The sequence below is a fragment of the Arthrobacter parietis genome, assembly GCF_039530425.1.
GTDB lineage: Bacteria > Actinomycetota > Actinomycetes > Actinomycetales > Micrococcaceae > Arthrobacter_D > Arthrobacter_D parietis.
Genome location: NZ_BAAAON010000003.1, coordinates 477,224 through 494,912, shown reverse-complemented (window position 1 = coordinate 494,912; position 17,689 = coordinate 477,224). Strand labels below are relative to the sequence as shown.

Below are 17,689 nucleotides of genomic sequence, written 5' to 3'. Positions count from 1 at the left end.
TCAGACGGTAGCCGGCATGTTCTCCCGCGCGTTCTCCTCGCCGGTGCCGCCCGCCGGCCCGTCAGCTGCCGGCTCCAGCCGGATGATGACGCCCTTTGAGACCGGGGTGTTGCTGCCCTTCACGGTGTCGTCCAGCGGAACCAGGACGTTTGCCTCCGGGTAGTACGCCGCAGCACAGCCGCGTGCGGTGGGGTACGCAACCGCCCGGAACTTGCGCAGCGCGCGGTCCTTGCCGTCCAGGTACTCGCCGTGCACGTCCACAAGATCGCCGTCCTTGAAGCCGAGTTCTGCGAGATCCTCGGGATTCACAAAGACCACATGGCGGCCCTTCTTGATTCCGCGGTAGCGGTCGTTGTAGCCGTAGATGGTGGTGTTGAACTGGTCATGCGAGCGCATGGTCTGGAGGATCAAGCGGCCGGGCGGGCACTCCATCGGGTCCAGTTCGTTGACGGTGATCATCGCCTTGCCGCTGGGGGTATTGAACTTTCGCGAATCACGCGGCCCGTTGGCCAGCAGGAAGCCGTCCTTCTCGCGGATCCGCCGGTTGTAGTTCTCACACCCTGGAACCACGTGTGCAATGTGGTCCCGGATGCGGTCGTAGTCGTCCTCGAATCCCTGCCAGTCAGCGTCAATGCGGTCACCGATGGTGGCCTGTGCCAACCGGCTCACGATGGCAACCTCGGACAGCAGCCCCGGTGCCACCGGGTCTACCCTGCCTTCAGAGGAGTGCACGGCGCTGACAGTGTCCTCGACGGAGACGAACTGCGGGCCGGTTGCCTGGATGTCGATCTCGGTGCGGCCGAGCGTGGGAAGGATGAGCGCTTCTGCGTCCTCACTGATAACCGTGTGGGAGCGATTGAGCTTGGTGGAGATCTGCGCGTTCATCTCAAGGTTCTGCATGGCCGCTTCGGTGGCTGCGGTGTCCGACATCGCTGCGACGAAGTTGCCGCCGAGTGCGAGGAAGAACTTGATGTCGCCGTCGCGCATTCCCCTGACCGCCGCGACGGAGTCCACGCCGTGCTCGCGGGGTGGTTCAAACCGGAATTCCTTACCGAGCGCGTCCAGGAACGAGTCCGGCATCTGCTCCCAGATGCCCATGGTGCGGTCGCCCTGCACATTGGAGTGTCCGCGGATGGGAGAGGCGCCCGCGCCAGGCCGGCCCATGTTGCCGCGCAGCAGCAGCAGGTTGATCATTTCCTTGATGGTGCCGACGCCGTTCTTCTGCTGCGTGACGCCCATGGCCCAGGTAATGATGGTCCTCTTGGACCTGATGTAGCGGTCGGCCAGTTCGTCGATCTCTTCAGAACGCAGCCCCGTCGCCTCCAGCACGGTCTCCTCATCAAGACCCGACAGGTGTTCCCGTAGTTCGTCCAGCCCCTCACAGTATTCAGCGATGAATTCATGATCCAGCACCGTGCCGGGGTTCCTGTCCTCGGCCTCGAGCACCCGCTTGGACACCGCCTGAAGCAGCGCCATGTCGCCGCCGCTTCGGATCTGCAGGAACTGGTCGGCAAGATCGGTGCCGCGACCCACTACGCCCTTGGGCTTCTGGGGATTCTTGAACCGGCGCAGGCCGGCCTCGGGCAGCGGGTTGACTGCCACTATCTGGCCGCCGTTTTCCTTCTGCTTCTCCATGGCGCTCAACATCCGCGGATGGTTGGTCCCGGGATTCTGGCCGATGACGATCATCAGATCGCAGTTCAGGTAGTCGTTGTATGCGACGGTCGCTTTGCCGATCCCGATGGTCTGGCCCATGGCAACGCCGGATGACTCGTGGCACATGTTCGAGCAGTCCGGCATGTTGTTGGTGCCCAGTGCACGGATGAACAGCTGGTAGATGAATGCTGCCTCGTTGGACGCGCGCCCGCTCGTGTAGAACGCCGCTTCATCGGGGGAGGCGAGGCTCTTCAGCTTGTCCGAGATGATCGTGATCGCCCTGTCCCAGCTCACGGGCCGGTAGTGATCCTCACCGGCCGCCTTGTAGACGGGTTCCGTCAGCCGGCCCTGCATGCCGAGCCAGTACTCTGACCGTCCGCGCAGTTCGGTGATGGAATGCTCTGCCCAGAACTCGGAGGACACAGTGACCGGTGTGGCCTCCCAAGTGACCGCCTTGGCGCCGTTCTCGCAGTATTCGAAGGTGCTGCGGTGATCCGACGGGTCCGGCCAGGCGCAGCTCATGCAGTCGAAACCCTGCTTCTGGTTCATCCGGAGCAGGGTGCGCACGCTTCGTTCAACACCCATATGCTTGAAAGCAGGCTGCATGGAGTGGTACACGCCGGGCAATCCGGCCGCCCATTCCTTGGGTGTACCGACATCGAGATCGTTCTCGTCTGCTTCTTCGACGGGAGGGTTTGAGCGAGTCATCGCGCATCCTTTCTAGGCCGCTTCTCAGCGCTGAGTGGTCCTACCTGACCCATTGTCGCTCAGGAACATCGAATGTGGGATACACGCGGCGCCGGTCGCTGAAGGTTGAAGCGTCCATTAGGCTCAATCCAGACCCAACCGGAAGGCAGATTGATGACGCGGGTGATGGACAGGCGGCGGATTACGCGCTATCGGCTGGACGGCACGGTCAGCCGGCGGGAAGACCGTCTGGCCGGTGAAGAGCCCCTGGAGATCAGGCTGGGCGGGCGGGCCTTCAGCGTCACCATGCGCACCCCGGGCGACGATTTCGATCTGGTCGCAGGTTTCCTTGTCTCCGAGGGAGTAGTTGCCGAACCCGGTGAAATCCTCGCACTTCGCTACTGCGCCGGGGTGGACGAGGAGGGCCGGCAGACCTTCAACGTGGTCGAGGCCCAGCTCCGCCCGGACGTAGCGCTGCCGGATACATCGATGGAACGCCATGTCTATACCTCCAGTTCCTGCGGCATCTGTGGAACAGCCTCCATTGACGCGGTCCGGAAGTCGGGCCGCTTCGACGTGCACGACGACGACGGCACCGTGGATCTGCCGGTCCTTGCCTCCCTGCCGGACCGGCTGCGGACCAGCCAGAAGCTTTTCGACCGTACGGGCGGCGTCCACGCGGCGGGACTGTTCTCCCGGGACGGCGAGCTCCTGTGCCTCCGTGAGGACGTGGGCAGGCACAACGCCGTGGACAAGGTGGTGGGTTGGGCACTGCGCTCGAATCTGCTGCCGCTGCGGGGAACAATTCTGCAGGTCTCTGGACGCGCCTCGTTCGAGCTGGTCCAGAAGGCGCACCTTGCCGGTATACCGATCCTCGCGGCCGTGAGCGCCCCGTCGTCGTTGGCTGCGGACCTGGCGGAGGAATCCGGGATCACGCTTGTCGGTTTCAGCCGGGGGCAGACACTGAACTGCTACACACACCCGCAGCGTATTGTCGCAGGCTCAAACCCGGAATAGGTGCACCGGGCCCGGAGTTGCACACCAGTATGGAACTTGGCATCTTCAGCTTCGGCGACATCCACCCGAACCCGGTAACCGGCGAACGGGTATCACCCGAACAACGGATGGCCGATCTGCTGGAGCGGGCACGGCTTGCCGATGAGGTGGGCCTGCACTACTTCGGTATCGGAGAACATCACCGGCCCGATTACGCGGTGTCCTCCGTGGTGCCGGTTCTGGCCGCCGCCGCCGCACAGACCCGGCAGATCCACGTGGGATCAGCGGTCACCGTACTCAGCACCGAGGATCCGGTGCGCGTCTTCCAACAGTTCGCCACCCTCGACCTCCTCTCGGGCGGACGGGCGGAACTGACCGCCGGCCGCGGCTCCTTCATCGAGTCCTACCCGCTGTTCGGTGCTGCCCTCGAGGACTACGACGCACTCTATGAGGAAAAGATCGAGCTTCTGCTGCGCCTCAACGCCGAGGAACGGTTGACCTGGTCCGGCCGTTTTCGGCCGCCGCTTCAGGATGCGCTGATCCTGCCGAGACCGGTCCGGGAGCAGTTGGACATTTGGATCGCAACCGGTGGGACGCCGTCGTCGTCGGTGCGTGCTGCACGGCTGGGCACATCGGTCATTTACGCGCTGCTGGGTGGTGCCGTCGACAATTTCGCGCAGCACGCCGCGCTCTACCGGGAACAGTTCAACGCGAGGGGGACAGCCGTGCCGCGGGTCGGCGTCAGCGGCGTCGGGTTGATCCTCCGTGACGGAGCCAGGGAGGCCTTCCGTCCGCACTGGCTCGACAGCATGACCCGTATTTCCGCGGAACGCGGCTTTCCCAAACCCAGCGGAGTCACTTACAACATGCAGGCGGCGCGTACGGGGGCGCTCTATGTCGGTACCCCTGAAGAAGTGGCGGAGAAGATTGTTCTCACGCACGCCGCCATGGGCCATGACCGGCACATCCTCCAGCTCGACTTCTCATCTGTGCCCCAGGCACAGGTTCTTGAGTCCATCGAACTGTTGGGTACACAGGTGCTGCCCCTCGTCAATGAGGCCCTCGGCGTCCACCAACTCGAGGACGCCGTTTCCCGGACCGAAAGTGTCCGCGGCGGGTCCTAAGCTTGAAGTTCACTAGCTGGAGGCACCCATGAGCATGGAAGGCGCGGCCTGGAGTTCCCTGTACCGGATCTCCTCCGCCAAGAACGGCAGCAACAAATTTTCCAGGGAAACGCTGAAGCGGATCCTGTCCTTTGCCGTGCCGTACCGGGTCAAGCTGGTGCTCTTCATCGCGCTGTCAGTGGTATCCGCGTTCCTGGCGGTTGCCACGCCGGTCCTTGCCGGGCAGGTTGTTAACGCGATCATCGCCGAAGCCGCGGTAGAGACCATCGTGTGGCTCGCCGTCGTGATTGCGATTGTGGCCGTAGCTGACACCGGCGTGGGACTGCTGACGCGCTGGTACTCGTCACGGATCGGCGAGGGAGTGATCCTCGATCTACGGACAGCGGTCTTTGACCACGTTCAGAAGATGCCCATCGCGTTCTTCACGCGTACCCGCACTGGTGCGTTGGTGAGCAGGCTCAACAATGACGTGATCGGCGCCCAACAGGCGTTCAGCGGCACGCTGTCCGGCGTGGTGAGTAATCTCGTGGCGCTGATTCTCACCCTGATCGTCATGCTGAGCACGTCCGTCCTGGTCACCGTGCTCGCAATCATCATGCTGCCCATCTTCCTGCTGCCGGCCCGCCGCATGGGCAGCAGGCTGGCGTCCCTTCGGCGCGAGGCCGCTGATTACAACTCGACCATGAGCACGCAGATGACTGAGCGGTTCTCCGCCCCCGGCGCCACGCTGGTCAAGCTCTTCGGGCGCCCTGATGAGGAGTCCGAAGAGTTTCGTGTCCGCGCTGCACGGGTCCGGGACATCGGTGTCCGGACGGCGATGCTGCAATTCGTGTTCTTCTCTGCGCTGATGCTTGTTTCTGCCCTCGCCCTTGCACTGGTGTACGGATTGGGCGGCAGCCTGGCGCTCGGCGGCGCGTTGGATACCGGTGAAGTCGTGACGCTGGCGCTGCTGCTCACCCGCCTTTACGCGCCGCTGACATCCCTCGCCAACGCGCGGGTGGAGATCATGAGCGCTCTGGTGAGCTTCGAGCGGGTCTTCGAGGTGCTCGACCTCGACCCACTCATCAAGGAGAAGCCGGACGCGCAGATGATTCCGGCTGGTCCGGTTGCAGTCGAGTTCGACGACGTCCGCTTCGCCTACCCGTCAGCGGACAAAGTCTCCCTCGCTTCGCTGGAGGAGGTCTCAACGCTGGACACCCGTGGCGGTGAGGAGGTGCTGCACGGTGTCAGCTTCCGCATTGAGCCCGGGCAGACCGTTGCACTGGTGGGTACCTCCGGTGCGGGTAAATCCACTATCGCCCAGTTGCTGGCCAGGCTGTATGACGTCGATTCCGGCTCTGTCCGGATTGGCGGGAAGGACGTCCGGGAAACCACGTTCGAGTCGCTGCGGCATACCCTTGGCATGGTGACCCAGGACGGCCACCTGTTCCACGAGACAATCGCCTCCAACCTGAGGTTGGCCCGCCCTGAAGCACGGGATGAGGAGCTCTGGGATGCGGTTCGCCGGGCACGGCTGGAGACCCTGATCCAGTCGCTTCCGGACCAACTGGACACCATGGTGGGTGAACGCGGTTACCGGCTTTCCGGTGGGGAGAGGCAACGCATGACCATTGCGCGTCTGCTGCTCGCCCAGCCGCGCGTTGTCATCCTGGATGAAGCCACAGCAGCCCTGGACTCGACGTCGGAAGCCGCCGTTCAGGCCGCACTCACTGAGGCGCTCGCCGGCCGTACGGCTCTGGTGATCGCCCATCGTTTGTCCACCATCCGGAGTGCGGACCAGATCCTGGTCATCGAGGACGGCCGCATCGCCGAGCGCGGCACGCACGAGGAACTGCTCGCCGCCGGCGGGCGGTATGACGAGCTGCACCGCACACAGTTCGCGGTGCAGAAGTCGGTCGCGCCGGACGAGCCTGCGGAAGCGCTGACCGGCTCCGGCGCCTGAAGCAATGTTTTGCTAGGACGCGGGATTCTTAGGGAGCGGCGCCGGATGGTGCAGCCTGACCGTCCAGCCGTGGCTCCCCGGGCTTCTCCGGAATGTGGAACCGAGGCAGTGTGAGGTTGACCAGCGGGCCCACAAAGAGGGCAAAGGCCACGGTGCCCACGCCGACCGTTCCGCCCAGAGCCCAGCCGATCGCGAGGACCGACACCTCGATGCCCGTCCGCACTGCCCAGATGGGCCAGCCCCAGCGTTTGTGCATGCCGGTCATCAGCCCGTCACGTGGCCCAGGCCCCATGCGCGCCCCAAGGTAGAGACCAGTGGCAACCGCGAGCAGAACCAGGCCGCCGGTAAACAGGAGAATCTGCACCCACAGGACCGTCTGCTGCGGGATGACGGCGAGGCCCACTTCAGCGCTCGGTCCTACGAGGAGGACGTTGAGTACTGTCCCCACTCCGGGCCTTTGGCGGATAGGGATCCAGAGCAGCAGTACGGCTAGACCAATCAGGTTCGTGGTCAGCCCGAAGGGTATGCCGCTCTGGACCGAAACGCCCTGACCCAGCACGTCCCAGGGGGACACTCCAATGCCGGCGCGGATCATCATGCCGATCGAGAACCCGTAAAGAAAGAGGCCAACGAGCAGCTGCACAATCCGACGCAGAAGGAGAAGGGACATGGTTCCAGTATCGGTTACGGTTACGGCTCAGATGAGCCGCTCAGCTGGGTGTACCCGGGATTGCTAGTCGATGCCGTAGTGCTCGCGGATATCGCTGAGCGAACGCATCACCGAGCCGAGGTCGCTCGGGGTGAGGTATTCGGAGCGATCCTGGGAGTAGACCATGTAGTTGAGCGTTGTTTCTTCATGCCGATCGGCACTCTCGACGAAGGCGCGCACCGTGTCATCGAGTATCCGATGCAGCTCGGCGGTATCACTTGTCGCTGTATCAATCTCGATGGAGGTGGAGTCGCCGGCACCGATCCTTGCCCACTCCACGCTGACGCGCTCAACGCCATCGATTGCGGAGATCGCCTCTCTATACGTGTCTGCCGGTGACGATGCACCACAGGCTGGGAGGAGCAGCAAAGCCAGCACAGCAAATAACGAGCTTATGCGTCTCATTGTTGTCGCCTTCCGACTGGAATCACGAAGGACTCTACCGCTGAGGTGTCGCCGGTGAGGAATCGCTGAGTAGAGGGTGACTGAGCGTACTGGAATGCGCGATTGGCGGGATCGTCTTCAGCCTCGCTGATGGAGTGTGCGTAGTTGTTGTAGTCGTGGTTGGCGGCCACGTCGCTCCAGCCGCTGCCGGGCGGGTCCGGAAGGGTGACCTGTTCACCGGATTGCTCCGGCACCGCACCATTGACGCTCGTACCTCCAAGATCGAGGCGCGGGACGACGTCGTTCTGATGCTGGAATGAAATGACATCAACGTTCGACGGCATGGCCGTCCCGTCAACCGGTGAGCCGAACGTCATCACGTTGGTGACGTTGTACCGCTCCAGGAACACAGGGTCCGAGGCTAGCGAGGCCGCGATCATTCCGCCCTGCGAATGTCCTGACAGCATCACCGGCGCGCCGGGTTCGATCCCCGCCCGTTCCATGGCCAACGCAACGGTCGCGGCCGCAGTCGACATTTGGCCCGAAGCGCTCACCAGATTGCCGGTCAAGTCAGCCGAGATCGCAGAAGTAACAGGATTCCATGACTGGGTTCCTGGAATGCTCAGGATGTAGGCGGGACCCTCGGCGTTTTCTACCCGCGTGATTCGGACAGCACCGTCAGCGGTGGATGGATTGCTCGCGTCACCGTATGCCTGGGCCGTGAGGAACGCCAGCGCAGCAAGATCTGTTGGCACCACGCTGTCCAGATGTTGTGAGGGCCCACGGTTCATGCCATCCCGGGACACGCTGACAGGAATCGGCTCTCCTGCCCAGGGCGTTCCATCGTCGAGCAGCAGTGGAGCCCACTGGCCGAACGTCCCGGCAGTGACAGCGAAATCGACGAGGCTGCTCCCCGCCAACGCGACCGACGCTGACAATTCCATGATCGATGGCGGACTTCCGGCCAGCATCTCATCGAACAGGCCGCCTGCATGGATGCCGCCATCGACAAGGTCGCGAAACGATTCCGCGATGTTGCCGTATCCCAGTTCCGCCTGGTTCCCGAACCACTCGGCTCCGTCTGCGGTGGTGTCGACAACCCAGTCCGCGCCGCCTGCGACCCACGCCAGTCCGTCGGTGATCCAGTTGCCGTTGTCGTCCCCGCTCGTTTCCCGGGTGCTGGAGGCGAGCGGCTGAGCGGCGGAAGGGGCAGGTGGACCTACTGCGCCGGTGGCACTCGTTCCTTCCTGGGCATCCGCATGACCCACAACCTCGAGGGCGGCCTGCCTCAACTGCTCAGCGATACCCAACAGTGTGGGGCGGTGCCTGCCGGCCCAGTCGGCGCGAAAGTAGTCCGCATCTCCGCCCTGCCAGCCGATGACCGAGAGCTTCCCGGAGACCTGCCGTCCGACCAGCTCGAAATGCGCCGCAGCATTCTCGAGGGAACGGGCAAGCTGACGAACCTGGCCCGGGTCCATCCCGAGGAGCTGGCTCATGCGCTCGCCGCTGCTCCCGCGACGAACTCATAGGCGCCGGCGAGGGCGAAGGTGATTTCGCGGGCCACATGACCGGCTCGCTGCGGAGTGAGGAGCAGAGCGCCGTCTGTGGTGCGCACCGAATAGAGCGTGCTCTCGCTGACTGACCATCGGCCCGCCCAGACCTGCCGGCTCTGCCCGGCCCGCGTGGTCATCGCTGCGCTCAGGATCGCTTCTTCCGGAACGACGGCGGCCGCTTCCGAAGGCGTGAGCGGCATGTGGACGACGGTGTCACCGGAATCTGTCCGGGCATGCACCGCATCAGCTCGAAGTTCGGGGAGCGGCGGAAGGACGCGGCTGATTGCGCCCCAGATGTTTTCCGCGTCGAAGAGAGCTACCTCAAGGGACGGTTCGTGGCCCCGTGCACGGATGCTGCCGTCGTTGTCTGTTTCCACGGTGCTGCGGCGGTGAACGCACACACCGCGGTCTGCGGTGAGCGTGAGGTCACTGTTGGCTCCCACGCTGTTGTAGGCAGCCGACAGGCGAAGAAGGATCGCGGGCGAGAGGAATTCCTGCAGAGCCGTATGCCAGCGTGATGACAATTCGGTGCCGGTTGCCAATCCGAGGGAGTTCAGTTCCGCCCACCCGGCATCCGGCGCAGGCGCAGTCGAAGGATCGGTATGGCCTGAGTGTGCTGTCGAAGCTGAGCTCAGTGCGAGCGACCAGGCGGCCGGTGATAGACGGACGACGTGAGACGGTGGTGGCACAGTTGAAAGATTCCCCATCCCGTCAAGCTAGTGCAGGCGGGGATTCTCTGCCATGGGCAGGTGTACCCATGTGGACAACGGTTGTGCCCCTGGCCGGAATCGAACCGACGACCTTCCCTTTAGGAGAGGGACGCTCTATCCTACTGAGCTACAGAGGCGGGTGCGCCACCGCACCGGGCGGTGCGCAGGCGGTACCAGCTTACAGTCTTCCTAACTCCGTGACCGCATCCTCCGCGGCAGCAGCACCGCGGTCAAACCGGCCGCGCAGCTCAACGCGAACAGCACCCACCGGGCGATGGTGAGTACGGACGCCAGGGCGACCGAACCGGCGTCGGGCCCGGAAAGAATGGAGTCGATCGCGACGTTCTCCCAGAGGTCCACCACAACGAAGAGCGGCACCGGGCTCCACAGCAGCCAGCGAAGCCATCGCCGTGAAACGTTGAGCTGAACCAGCAGGAGCCAGGCCAGTCCAAAAAGCAGCGGGAAGAGCGTGCCGGCCGTCTTGTGCACGTAGCTCAGCTGCCCGAGAGCCGCAGAGTCCATGACGGCACGCAGCTGGTCGATATAGGCGGCATCATATCCACCGAAGAGCATGTCCGGCATGCTCAGCCCACCGGAGAGCTGGGTCATCTGGGAGAGCGTCAGAAGATGGAAGTACCAAAACAGGAAGAGAGCCGCAGCCACTGCCGGAATGAGGATCAGGTTGCCGTTATGGCGGGGTGGGGGAGGCTGCTCGCCCGGGTTCGCCGGTAGGCCAGCCGCGGCCGGCCCGTGCTTGCGTGCGATCTGTGCCCTCGTTTTGCCCATGCCACAATGCTAGACCGTTACCATGCAGCAACAGTTCCTGAAAATCCACCCTGTATTTGATCTCATTTTGATAAAGATGGGCGCCGTTAGCTGCCTGTGATTGCAATCACAGCACCTAGTGGGGTTTGTTTAACGGATGGCTATAAACCAAGCATTACCCATGTCTAGCGTTGCGGATCAGGTGGGATGGCTCGCAGCCATCGAGGACGCCATTGATGCCGTCTTCGAACCTGTCGCAACGTGGTTCGCCGCAATTGTCTTCGTCCCGATCACCATTGGCGAGGTCAGTTTTCCGGTAGTGGTCGCGTGGCTTATCGCCGCGGCCGTCATTTTCACTATCTACTTCGGCTTCATCCAGTTCCGCGGATTGAAGGTTTCCTACGAGGTGATCCGCGGACGCTACTCGTCCAAGGATGACCCGGGCGAGGTCCCACACTTCCAGGCACTGACCTCGGCATTGTCCGGGACGGTCGGGCTTGGAAACATTGCCGGTGTCGGCGCAGCAATGGCGCTGGGCGGGCCCGGTGCCACCTTCTGGATGATCCTGGCCGGCTTGCTCGGCATGTGCACCAAGTTCGCTGAGTGCACGCTCGGGGTTAAGTACCGCGAGGTCCACCCGGACGGCACCGTCTCCGGCGGGCCATTCAAGTACCTGCCGGTTGCCTTCAAGAAGTTCGGCAAATGGCCCGCCAAGATCCTCACCGGTATCTTCGCGGTTGCGATCCTGATCTTCGGTGTTGCAGGCGGCAACATGTTCCAGGCCAACCAGACCTTCGCCCAGGCGCAGGAAGTCACCGGCGGTGCTGACGGATTCCTCGGCAGCCCGGGTGCAGCCCTGATCTTCGGCATTATCCTTGCGGCGCTTGTCGGCGCTGTCATCCTCGGCGGGATCAAGTCCATCGGCGCCACCACCAGCAGGCTCGTACCGGCGATGGGCATCATCTACGTCCTTGCCTGCCTGTTCGTCATCATCGTGAACATCGGTCAGGTTCCAGCCGCATTCGGTGCCATCATCGAAGGCGCCTTCAACCCGCAGGGCCTGGCCGGCGGCATCGTCGGCGTCATGATCGTCGGCTTCCAGCGTGCTGCCTTCTCCAATGAGGCCGGTCTGGGTTCCGCTCCTATCGCCCACTCGGCAGTCAAGACCCGCCGTCCAGTGAGCGAGGGTTTCGTGGCGATGTTCGAGCCGCTCGTCGACACTGTGGTCATCTGCACCATGACGGCCCTGACCATCGTCATTGCCGGGGCACCCAGCCTGCAGGCAGGAATTGATCAGGTCCAGGCAGGTGAAGGCACTCCCGACGGCGTCATCCTCACCTCGGACGCTTTCGCCACCGTCATTGACTGGTTCCCGATTGTCCTGGCCGTGGCGGTCGCGCTCTTCGCGTTCTCCACACTGATCACGTGGTCCTACTACGGTCTGAAGGCCTGGGAGTACCTCTTCGGCCGCGGCAAGACCTCGGAGGTCCTGTACAAGGTCATCTTCCTGTTCTTCACGGTGACCGGTACGGTTCTCACCTTCGGCCAGGTGCTCAGCTTTGCTGACTCGGCGTTGTTCGTCTGTGCGTTCGTGAACCTGCTCGGCGTGTACATGCTCCTGCCGGTGATCAAGCGCGAAATGAAGGAATACCTCGCGGACCGCAAGAGCGGCAAGCTCCTCGACCTCGGCATCGAGCCTGAGGACCGCGAAGCCGCCACCAAGTAACCACACCTATCCGTCCACAATGTGCCCGCCGGGTCCCCGACCCGGCGGGCACAGCCATGCCTGGACCAGCAGCGGACAGGTTCTGTCCGTGCCAGCGCCTAGACTTAAAGGCACCATGGACTTGCTTTTTGACCCGCACCTCAGCACACCTGCCGCAGAAAGGCGCGGCGCGCCGTCGTCCTCCTCCTCTGATCCGGCGGAGCATCCGCGACGCGGCGGGCACGTCGATGAAGCGCGTGCCCGCGAACTGCTCGAGGGTATGAACCCGCAACAGGAGGAGGCGGTGAAGCACAGCGGTTCACCCCTGCTGATCGTTGCTGGAGCCGGCTCCGGAAAGACCCGCGTGCTCAGTCACCGGATCGCGTTCCTGATGGCCACGGGCAGGTCCCATGCCGGCCAGATCCTCGCCATCACGTTCACCAACAAGGCTGCTGCGGAGATGCGTGAGCGCATCGAAGGGCTGGTGGGTGAGGTTGCCAAGCGCATGTGGATCTCAACGTTCCACTCCTCATGCGTGCGGATCCTGCGCCGCGAGGCAGCGTCCATCGGCTTGAACTCGAACTTCTCCATCTATGATTCGGCGGACACCCTTCGCCTCATCACCCTGGTGGCCAAGGGACTGGACCTCGATCCCAAGCGTTTCGCACCGAAGGCGATTCAGCACAAGATCTCTGCTTTGAAGAACGAGCTGATCGACGAGGAAGAGTACGCCTCCACCGCCAACTCTTCCGATCCGTTTGAGCAGGCTGTTGCTGAGGTCTACAAGGGGTATGCCCAGCGGCTCCGCCAGGCCAACGCCATGGACTTCGATGACCTGATCGCTCAGACGGTCTACATGTTCCGGGCCTTCCCCGGGGTGGCTGATTACTATCGCAGGCGGTTCCGCCACGTGCTCGTGGATGAATACCAGGACACCAACCACGCCCAGTATGCGTTGGTCCGCGAGATTGTGGGAGTCGCGGGGGAGAACGTCGAGGAGCCTGCCGAGCTGACGGTGGTGGGCGATTCCGACCAGTCCATCTATGCCTTCCGTGGCGCGGATGTGCGGAACATCGTGGAGTTCGAGAAGGACTACCCGAACGCGCGTACCATCCTGCTGGAGCAGAACTACCGTTCCACGCAGAACATTCTCAATGCGGCCAACGCAGTCATCTCCCGCAACCCGAACCGGCCGGCGAAACGGCTCTGGACGGCCGAGGGCAGCGGCGAGAAGATCATCGGCTATGTCGGTGAAAATGAACACGAGGAAGCACGCTTCATAGCGGACGAGATCGACCGGCTCCAGGACGAGGAAAACCTGCGTCCCGGAGACGTCGCTGTGTTCTACCGGACCAACGCGCAGTCCCGCTCCATCGAGGAAATCCTGATGCGGGTAGGCCTGCCCTACAAAGTGGTTGGCGGCACCCGCTTCTACGAGCGCAAGGAGATCAAGGACGCGCTGGCCTACCTGCGTGTGCTGGCCAACCAGAACGACGTCGTCAACCTCCGCCGCATCCTCAACGAACCGAAGCGCGGCATCGGAGACCGGGCGGAATACGCCATTGCCGCGCTCGCCGAACGCGACCGCACAAGTTTCATGGAAGCCCTTCGGCGGGCGGATGAGGCTCCGGGCATGGCAACGCGCTCGGTTAACGCCGTTGCGTCATTCGTGAAGCTCATCGATGACCTGGCAGAGGTCGCCTCGGGATCGGGTGCTTCGGCGGCTCTGGAAGCGGTCCTTGAGCAGACGGGGTACCTCGCGCAATTGCGAACGAGCACGGATCCACAGGACGAGTCCCGGGTGGAGAACCTTGCCGAGCTTGTTGCGGTGGTCCGTGAATACGAGACCGGCAACCCGGAGGGGACCCTGGGCGATTTCCTTGAGCAGGTGTCGCTGGTGGCGGATGCGGACCAGATTCCCGATGCACCGGCCGGTGCCGGGGAGGACGTGGAGAAGGCGGTGGAGGAAGCCCGGCGGCAGGGCGTCGTGACCCTGATGACGTTGCACACCGCCAAGGGACTCGAATTCCCGGTGGTTTTCCTGACCGGAATGGAACAGGGAATTTTCCCGCACCAGCGTTCCGCGACAGACCCGAAGGAACTTGCGGAGGAGCGCCGGCTCGCCTACGTAGGTCTCACCCGGGCGAGGAAGCGGCTGTACATCACGCGCTCGGAAGTCCGGAGCCTGTGGGGGCAGAGTCAGTACAACCCGGCGAGCCAGTTCGTCGGCGAGGTTCCGGAGGAACTGATCCACTGGAAGCGGGAGGGCGCTGCGAAGCCGGCATGGACCGGTGGCCAGAGCATCAACGGCCCACGGTTCAGCGGCTCCTACTGGGGTGCGGGCGCAGCCTCTGGTAGCGAGTCCGGTCGCGGGCTGCCCGGAAAGGCGGCCGGCAGGGTGCAGCCCCAGAAGGAGGTTGTCGCCGTCTCTGCTGGAGACAAGGTTAATCACACGACCTTCGGCAATGGCACCGTCCTTGCGGTGGAAGGCGGCGGAGACAAAATGGTGGCCAAGGTGCGGTTCGACATCGGGGAGAAGCGACTGCTGCTCCGGTACGCTCCGCTGACCAAGGTCGGGTAGCACAGGCGGTGCAGCTGGCCGGAGGGGGAGTGCAGCGGCGCGCCCGGGCGCGTGCCGCCGTCGTCGGTTTGGTGTTCCTCGGCAGCGCGCTTCTGAGCGGGTGCGTGGAAGTGCCGGTCAGTGATCCGGCACCGGATTCCGTGCCCGAGCTGGCCCCGCAGCAGGAACTTGCCGCCATGCCGGAACTGCCGGCGTCTGAACTTCAGACCTACGGCGGGGACACTGCAGCTTTCCTCACCGAGAACCGGAATACCTACTGCGTCATTACCACAGAGCAGGGCGGCATCATCGATTCACCCGCGGATCCCCGGCTCTCCGGGGGGCAGCGGGATGACGCTGTGCTGGAGGTGCCCGCCGTGTACTGCGAACTGGCACGCTATCCGGAACCTGCTGAGGTCGCCGACGACTGTCACGGCACCAACCTCGGGTTCAAGGGCGGGACCGTTCTGCTCACCTCTTCGGGAGTTGCGTACGGCGGATGCCGGGTTGGCATGACCCTGATGGAGGCGGAGCTGGGTCCGGGTTCAGACGGTGGAGAGAGCCCGCTCGCACGCCTGCCGGTTCTTGAGGACGGCTTGGCCGTTGAGCTGAACGGTTTCCGCTGCGGCAGCGCGGGCCGGGGCATGGTGTGTGTCGAGTCAGAAACCGGCCACGGCTTCACCGCGTCGGCGGATGCGTTCGAAATCATTGCACCCGACGAGGGCGCTGAACGGTAACCGAAAGGGTTACTTTTCTACAACTCATAGAACTGTGTGCTTACTCACGAAACCGCTAGTCTGTAAAAGGCGCTCCGAGCCAAGGGACTAGAGTTCCCTGTGTAAACCTACTTCGACGCAGAAGGACACTAGATAAGTGGACCTGTTTGAATATCAGGCGCGCGATCTATTTGAGGCTCACGGCGTTCCCGTGCTGGCCGGCATCGTGGCGCAGACCCCCGAAGAAGCAAAAGCAGCAGCTGAGAAAATTGGCGGCGTCGTAGTCGTCAAGGCGCAGGTCAAGGTTGGCGGCCGCGGAAAGGCGGGCGGCGTCAAGGTCGCCAAGACGCCGGATGAGGCTTACGAGTACGCATCCGCGATCCTCGGCATGGATATCAAGGGCCACACAGTCCACAAGGTGATGATCGCCCAGGGCGCAGACATCGCTGAAGAGTATTACTTCTCCGTGCTGTTGGACCGGGCAAACCGGAACTACCTTGCCATGTGCTCCGTTGAGGGCGGCGTGGAAATCGAGCAGCTCGCCGTTGAGCGGCCCGAAGCGCTGGCGCGGATCGCCATTGATCCGGGCACCGGTATTGACCGCGCGAAGGCCGATGAGATCATCGATGCCGCCGGGTTTGCACCCGAGCTCCGGGAAGGCGTGGCGAACACCATCCTGAAACTGTGGGATGTCTTCACCAAGGAAGATGCCACCCTGGTTGAGGTGAACCCGCTGGTGAAGACCGGATCGGGTGAGATCCTTGCCCTGGACGGCAAGGTCACCCTCGATGAGAACGCTGACTTCCGCCAGAAGGGTCACGCTGAGCTCGAGGACAAGGACTCCACCGATCCGCTGGAGGCCAAGGCCAAGGAAAATGACCTCAACTACGTCAAGCTCGACGGCGAGGTCGGCATCATCGGTAACGGAGCCGGGCTGGTGATGTCCACGCTGGACGTCGTTGCCTACGCAGGCGAGGCCCACGGTAACGTCAAGCCCGCCAACTTCCTGGATATTGGCGGTGGAGCCTCTGCCGAGGTCATGGCTGCAGGTCTGGACGTCATCCTGAATGACGAGCAGGTTAAAAGCGTGTTCGTGAACGTCTTCGGCGGCATCACCGCGTGTGACGCCGTGGCCAACGGCATCGTTAAGGCGCTGGAAATCCTTGGCGACAAGGAGAACAAGCCACTCGTGGTGCGCCTCGACGGCAACAACGTCGAAGAAGGCCGCCGTATCCTCGCCGAGGCAAACCACCCGATGGTCACTCTCGCCGACACCATGGACGAAGGCGCAGACAAGGCCGCCGAGCTGGCTCACGCCGCTCGCTGACCGGTCGCGACTCCAGGACTAAGGAACTTCACATGTCTATCTTTCTGAACAAAGACTCCAAGGTGATCGTCCAGGGCATCACCGGCGGCGAAGGCACCAAGCACACCGCGCTGATGCTGAAAGCCGGCACACAGGTGGTCGGTGGCGTCAACGCCCGCAAGGCCGGAACCACCGTCACTCACGGCGAAACTACCCTCCCCGTTTTCGGCACCGTGAAGGAAGCGATCGCCGAGACCGGCGCTGACGTCTCCATCATTTTCGTGCCGCCGGCATTCACCAAGGACGCAGTCGTTGAAGCGATCGATGCCGGTATCGGCCTGGTCGTCATCATCACCGAGGGTGTTCCCGTGCAGGACTCCGCGGAGTTCTGGGCGCTGGCGCAGTCCCGCGTGGACGAGAACGGCAAGCAGATCACCCGGATTATCGGCCCCAACTGCCCCGGCATCATCACCCCCGGGGAAGCACTGGTTGGTATCACTCCCGCGAACATCACCGGCAAGGGCGGTGTAGGACTGGTCTCGAAGTCCGGCACCCTGACCTACCAGATGATGTTCGAACTGCGCGATCTCGGTTTCTCCACCGCAATCGGCATCGGCGGAGACCCGGTCATCGGCACCACGCACATCGATGCCCTTGAGGCGTTCGAGGCGGATCCCGAGACCAAGGCGATCGTCATGATCGGCGAGATTGGCGGCGACGCCGAAGAGCGCGCAGCCGAGTTCATCAAAGCCAACGTGACCAAGCCGGTTGTGGGCTACGTTGCCGGCTTCACTGCGCCCGAGGGTAAAACCATGGGCCACGCGGGCGCGATCGTGTCCGGCTCGGCCGGTACTGCCCAGGCGAAGAAGGAGGCCC

General features: G+C 63.3%; 14 protein-coding genes and 1 tRNA gene. 8 read left to right on the top strand and 7 right to left on the bottom strand.

The genetic code is table 11. The annotated features are described in order from the left end of the window. Nucleotides 1-2,364, bottom strand: a complete 2,364-nt coding sequence (locus ABFX19_RS14450; protein WP_277358942.1) for an FdhF/YdeP family oxidoreductase — start codon at nucleotides 2,362-2,364, stop codon at nucleotides 1-3. 153 nt (nucleotides 2,365-2,517) lie between these two features. Here ABFX19_RS14450 and fdhD point away from each other — a divergent pair, with 153 nt between their 5' ends. From fdhD to ABFX19_RS14435, 3 genes are read left to right on the top strand one after another with little or no spacing between them, the layout of a single operon-like run. After that, nucleotides 2,518-3,360 carry a formate dehydrogenase accessory sulfurtransferase FdhD gene (fdhD, locus tag ABFX19_RS14445; RefSeq protein WP_346028708.1) on the top strand — a complete coding sequence of 281 codons (843 nt, stop codon included), beginning with the start codon at nucleotides 2,518-2,520 and terminating at the stop codon, nucleotides 3,358-3,360. Between the two features lie 29 nt (nucleotides 3,361-3,389). Beyond that, nucleotides 3,390-4,463 carry an LLM class flavin-dependent oxidoreductase gene (locus ABFX19_RS14440; RefSeq protein ID WP_346028707.1) on the top strand — a complete coding sequence of 358 codons (1,074 nt, stop codon included), beginning with the start codon at nucleotides 3,390-3,392 and terminating at the stop codon, nucleotides 4,461-4,463. Nucleotides 4,464-4,491: 28 nt separating this feature from the next. Beyond that, nucleotides 4,492-6,405, top strand: a complete 1,914-nt coding sequence (locus ABFX19_RS14435) for an ABC transporter ATP-binding protein (protein ID WP_346028706.1) — start codon at nucleotides 4,492-4,494, stop codon at nucleotides 6,403-6,405. 28 nt (nucleotides 6,406-6,433) lie between these two features. Here the strand turns inward: ABFX19_RS14435 and yczE are convergent, their stop codons facing one another. The 6 genes from yczE to ABFX19_RS14405 all read right to left on the bottom strand — a co-directional run bounded on the left by yczE (nucleotide 6,434) and on the right by ABFX19_RS14405 (nucleotide 10,547). Then, entirely contained in the window at nucleotides 6,434-7,075 is a 642-nt protein-coding gene (yczE, locus tag ABFX19_RS14430) for a membrane protein YczE (protein WP_056550049.1), read from the bottom strand. A gap of 63 nt (nucleotides 7,076-7,138) precedes the next feature. After that, nucleotides 7,139-7,519 carry a hypothetical protein gene (locus ABFX19_RS14425; RefSeq protein WP_277358946.1) on the bottom strand — a complete coding sequence of 127 codons (381 nt, stop codon included), beginning with the start codon at nucleotides 7,517-7,519 and terminating at the stop codon, nucleotides 7,139-7,141. Further along, the gene (locus ABFX19_RS14420; protein ID WP_346028705.1) at nucleotides 7,516-8,994 is read right to left on the bottom strand and encodes a PGAP1-like alpha/beta domain-containing protein; all 1,479 of its coding nucleotides are present in this window, start codon (nucleotides 8,992-8,994) and stop codon (nucleotides 7,516-7,518) included. Before ABFX19_RS14420 ends, ABFX19_RS14425 begins: the two co-directional genes overlap by 4 nt. Then, a complete protein-coding gene (locus tag ABFX19_RS14415; protein WP_346028704.1) occupies nucleotides 8,991-9,740 on the bottom strand; it encodes a hypothetical protein in 750 nt (249 codons plus the stop codon). Before ABFX19_RS14415 ends, ABFX19_RS14420 begins: the two co-directional genes overlap by 4 nt. A gap of 84 nt (nucleotides 9,741-9,824) precedes the next feature. Next, nucleotides 9,825-9,898, bottom strand: a tRNA-Arg gene (locus ABFX19_RS14410). A 52-nt stretch (nucleotides 9,899-9,950) separates the two neighbouring features. After that, nucleotides 9,951-10,547, bottom strand: coding sequence for a hypothetical protein (locus ABFX19_RS14405; RefSeq protein WP_346028703.1), 597 nt, complete (start codon nucleotides 10,545-10,547; stop codon nucleotides 9,951-9,953). 160 nt (nucleotides 10,548-10,707) lie between these two features. On the opposite strand from ABFX19_RS14405, the gene ABFX19_RS14400 reads away from it, so the two are divergent. From ABFX19_RS14400 to sucD, 5 genes are all read left to right on the top strand, one after another. Continuing rightward, on the top strand, nucleotides 10,708-12,252 hold the full coding sequence (locus ABFX19_RS14400) for an alanine/glycine:cation symporter family protein (protein ID WP_277358950.1): 1,545 nt from the start codon (nucleotides 10,708-10,710) through the stop codon (nucleotides 12,250-12,252). Between the two features lie 115 nt (nucleotides 12,253-12,367). Beyond that, nucleotides 12,368-14,812, top strand: a complete 2,445-nt coding sequence (pcrA, locus tag ABFX19_RS14395) for a DNA helicase PcrA (protein WP_346028702.1) — start codon at nucleotides 12,368-12,370, stop codon at nucleotides 14,810-14,812. A 29-nt stretch (nucleotides 14,813-14,841) separates the two neighbouring features. Next, nucleotides 14,842-15,528 (top strand): hypothetical protein, encoded by a 687-nt coding sequence (locus tag ABFX19_RS14390; protein WP_346028701.1) that lies wholly within the window; start codon nucleotides 14,842-14,844, stop codon nucleotides 15,526-15,528. Between the two features lie 136 nt (nucleotides 15,529-15,664). Beyond that, nucleotides 15,665-16,834, top strand: coding sequence for an ADP-forming succinate--CoA ligase subunit beta (sucC, locus tag ABFX19_RS14385; RefSeq protein WP_346028700.1), 1,170 nt, complete (start codon nucleotides 15,665-15,667; stop codon nucleotides 16,832-16,834). Between the two features lie 32 nt (nucleotides 16,835-16,866). Further along, a partial coding sequence (gene sucD, locus ABFX19_RS14380) for a succinate--CoA ligase subunit alpha (protein ID WP_346028699.1) occupies nucleotides 16,867-17,689 on the top strand: 823 nt, incomplete at its 3' end.

Excerpts from the sequence above, each read along its gene's own strand:
- ABFX19_RS14435 (WP_346028706.1), top strand. The coding sequence starts at position 4,492 with ATGAGCATGGAAGGCGCGGCCTGGAGTTCCCTGTACCGGATCTCCTCC.
- ABFX19_RS14450 (WP_277358942.1), bottom strand. The coding sequence starts at position 2,364 with ATGACTCGCTCAAACCCTCCCGTCGAAGAAGCAGACGAGAACGATCTC.
- yczE (WP_056550049.1), bottom strand. The coding sequence starts at position 7,075 with ATGTCCCTTCTCCTTCTGCGTCGGATTGTGCAGCTGCTCGTTGGCCTC.
- ABFX19_RS14420 (WP_346028705.1), bottom strand. The coding sequence starts at position 8,994 with ATGAGCCAGCTCCTCGGGATGGACCCGGGCCAGGTTCGTCAGCTTGCC.
- fdhD (WP_346028708.1), top strand. The coding sequence starts at position 2,518 with ATGACGCGGGTGATGGACAGGCGGCGGATTACGCGCTATCGGCTGGAC.
- pcrA (WP_346028702.1), top strand. The coding sequence starts at position 12,368 with ATGGACTTGCTTTTTGACCCGCACCTCAGCACACCTGCCGCAGAAAGG.
- ABFX19_RS14400 (WP_277358950.1), top strand. The coding sequence starts at position 10,708 with ATGTCTAGCGTTGCGGATCAGGTGGGATGGCTCGCAGCCATCGAGGAC.
- ABFX19_RS14425 (WP_277358946.1), bottom strand. The coding sequence starts at position 7,519 with ATGAGACGCATAAGCTCGTTATTTGCTGTGCTGGCTTTGCTGCTCCTC.
- ABFX19_RS14405 (WP_346028703.1), bottom strand. The coding sequence starts at position 10,547 with ATGGGCAAAACGAGGGCACAGATCGCACGCAAGCACGGGCCGGCCGCG.
- ABFX19_RS14440 (WP_346028707.1), top strand. The coding sequence starts at position 3,390 with ATGGAACTTGGCATCTTCAGCTTCGGCGACATCCACCCGAACCCGGTA.